This is a genomic window from Oleiphilus sp. HI0132, assembly GCF_001635845.1.
In genome coordinates, this window is record NZ_LWGJ01001349.1 from 1 (window position 1) to 2,215 (window position 2,215).

General features: G+C 40.5%; 6 protein-coding genes. 4 read left to right on the forward strand and 2 right to left on the reverse strand.

All coding sequences use genetic code 11. The features are described 5' to 3' along the window. Positions 1-301: transposase zinc-binding domain-containing protein (locus A3766_RS29190; protein WP_197479650.1), on the reverse strand; the 301-nt coding region annotated here is incomplete at its 3' end. A gap of 276 nt (positions 302-577) precedes the next feature. Here A3766_RS29190 and A3766_RS20530 point away from each other — a divergent pair. Both A3766_RS20530 and A3766_RS20535 read left to right on the forward strand, forming a co-directional pair. After that, on the forward strand, positions 578-835 hold the full coding sequence (locus A3766_RS20530; protein ID WP_068511393.1) for a DUF4160 domain-containing protein: 258 nt from the start codon (positions 578-580) through the stop codon (positions 833-835). A gap of 6 nt (positions 836-841) precedes the next feature. Beyond that, positions 842-1,096, forward strand: coding sequence for a DUF2442 domain-containing protein (locus A3766_RS20535; RefSeq protein WP_068510406.1), 255 nt, complete (start codon positions 842-844; stop codon positions 1,094-1,096). Positions 1,097-1,151: 55 nt separating this feature from the next. On the opposite strand, the gene A3766_RS20540 is transcribed toward A3766_RS20535, so the two are convergent. Further along, positions 1,152-1,721, reverse strand: coding sequence for a tyrosine-type recombinase/integrase (locus tag A3766_RS20540; protein ID WP_156497766.1), 570 nt, complete (start codon positions 1,719-1,721; stop codon positions 1,152-1,154). 13 nt (positions 1,722-1,734) lie between these two features. On the opposite strand from A3766_RS20540, the gene A3766_RS20545 reads away from it, so the two are divergent. Continuing rightward, entirely contained in the window at positions 1,735-2,052 is a 318-nt protein-coding gene (locus A3766_RS20545) for a hypothetical protein (protein ID WP_068510162.1), read from the forward strand. 2 nt (positions 2,053-2,054) lie between these two features. Then, positions 2,055-2,215: IS66 family insertion sequence element accessory protein TnpB (tnpB, locus tag A3766_RS32750; protein WP_369808646.1), on the forward strand; the 161-nt coding region annotated here is incomplete at its 3' end.

Below are 2,215 nucleotides of genomic sequence, written 5' to 3' on the forward strand. Positions count from 1 at the left end.
CCATCCGGCGGGCACCACAGCTGGGGCAGAACCCTCTGCGCTTGCAGCTAAATGCCACCAATCGTTCATGATGGCAATCCTCGCAGCGGACACGCAAAAAGCCATATTCCAGCCGACCACATTGGAGAAAATCTTCGAACTCTCTCTGAACGTAACGAGGCAAGCTTTGTCCCTGACCCTCCAACGAGGACTTAAAGACAGGATAATGTTCCTGAACCAATTGATAGAGGAACGTCTTTTCGGGCTGATGGCGTTCATAGTATGGTGCTTGACTCGCCCAGACATTCCTTGCCGGTGACATGAGTATCCCTCTTGATACTGTTTATGCATACAGCATATAGAAGAAGCTTCACTTAGCGAATATTGGCCGTAATTTTGTAAAAACAGTCCAACTGTTATGTCCGCTTATCTCACTTTCCAGAAGTAACCGATCAGATCAATATTGGCCAAAAAATCTTTGTTTATCGATCAGTCATGAAGGTCCGTTTTGCGGACGTCATTGGCATCTGTTTAAAAAATACGGTAAATACTAAAGTTTGACGATATAATAGAGAAAATTTATAGACTGGAGCGGTGGATGCCGGTAATAAGTAGGTTTTATGGAATATTGATCGCAATGTATTTTAACGATCATAACCCTCCGCATTTTCATGCAAAGTACTCAGGGTATGAGGCTCTATTTAACTTTGATGGAGAAATCATCGAAGGTGAATTGCCTAACAGAGCTATCAAATTCGTTCAAGAATGGATTTCATATCACCTAACTGAGTTAGAAGAAAATTGGGACAAAGCTCGCTCTGGCGAACCTTTGAATTACATAGCACCGTTGGAGTAACAAATTATGCTTCATATTAAATCAGCAAAGCACGTTTCCGACTTTACACTTTGGGTTGCTTTTGATGATGGCACTTCAGGCAATATTGACTTAAAAGGAGCTTTGGAAGGTACCGTCTTTTTACCATTAAAAGATGTAGCTGTTTTTTCTAAAGTTTCAGTTGATCCTGAGCTAGAGACTGTGGTTTGGCCTAATGGTGCAGACCTTGCTCCTGAGTTCTTAAAAGACCTACACCAAAAACAAAACCAAGTTCACAACTGAATATTGGTATCTCTGACAGGTAGCTACTTTTTAGTATCCACCTGTTGGAAAATATCTACACCTGGATTCGTTCGGCAAGATCAAGCGCATCATCTACTTCAACTCCAAGATACCTTATAGTACTGTCGATTTTTGAGTGCCCTAGCAATATCTGAATAGCTCTAAGATTCTTTGTTTCACGATAAATAATTGAAGCTTTTGTTCGCCTCATTGAGTGAGTGCCATAAGCTGCCTTATCTAAACCAATACTGGAAACCCATGAGTCAACAATTCGAGCATATTGTCTAGTAGATAGATGCTCTGATTTCTTACACCGACTTTGAAATAAGAAATCGTTAAAACCTAAATGCTGAATCTCAATCAGTTTATTTAAGGTCGTTTTTGTCTTCGCTGTAATTTCAAATTGAACAGGTGTTTTCGTTTTTTTCTGAATGATTTGTGCGCGTGATTGAATACCATCGCCATGACTTATGTCACTGACTGACAGTCTGACAAGATCACAACTTCGAAGCATGCTATCAATTGCTAGGTTGAAAAGAGCTAGGTCTCTGATACTTTGTAAGCGTCTAGCCAAGCACACATAATACCAAACCCAACAATTAATTACGCTAGTTCCAAAATTCACAAGGAACTAGCACATGACTAAAAAGAACACCAAGAAAGCCAAACACGACTGGCCAAGTATCTTCGATTATCAAAAAGAGAGCGGGTTAACGGTTGCAGAATTCTGCTCCATACATAAAATCAGCACCTCTTCGTTCTACCTCAATAAGCACCGACGCTCGACAGGCAATAATTTTGTCGAAGCGAAAGTTGTTCGGCAAGTGTCTGAACAAGTCACACAGATCACTAGCTCTAAACAAATCATCACGTTAATCACACAAGCAGGTGAACTGACTTTTCCAGATTCGATATCACCTGACTTTTTAGTCAGAGTGATAAAGGGTTTATCATGAAGATGTTTGTTCAGCCTTCCCGCATTTATCTTCACCGGCAGTTTGTCGATTTCAGAAAATCGATTAATGGTTTATCTGTGATCATTGAGTCGGAGATAAATCTTCCCGTCATGAGCGGTGCCTTGTTCATTTTCTGCAACAAAGCCAAAGATAAATTGAAGAT

What these genes read in the sequence shown, in the direction of transcription:
- A3766_RS20530 (WP_068511393.1), top strand. Translation starts at nt 578, where the DNA reads ATGCCGGTAATAAGTAGGTTTTATGGAATATTGATCGCAATGTATTTT.
- A3766_RS20535 (WP_068510406.1), top strand. Translation starts at nt 842, where the DNA reads ATGCTTCATATTAAATCAGCAAAGCACGTTTCCGACTTTACACTTTGG.
- A3766_RS20545 (WP_068510162.1), top strand. Translation starts at nt 1,735, where the DNA reads ATGACTAAAAAGAACACCAAGAAAGCCAAACACGACTGGCCAAGTATC.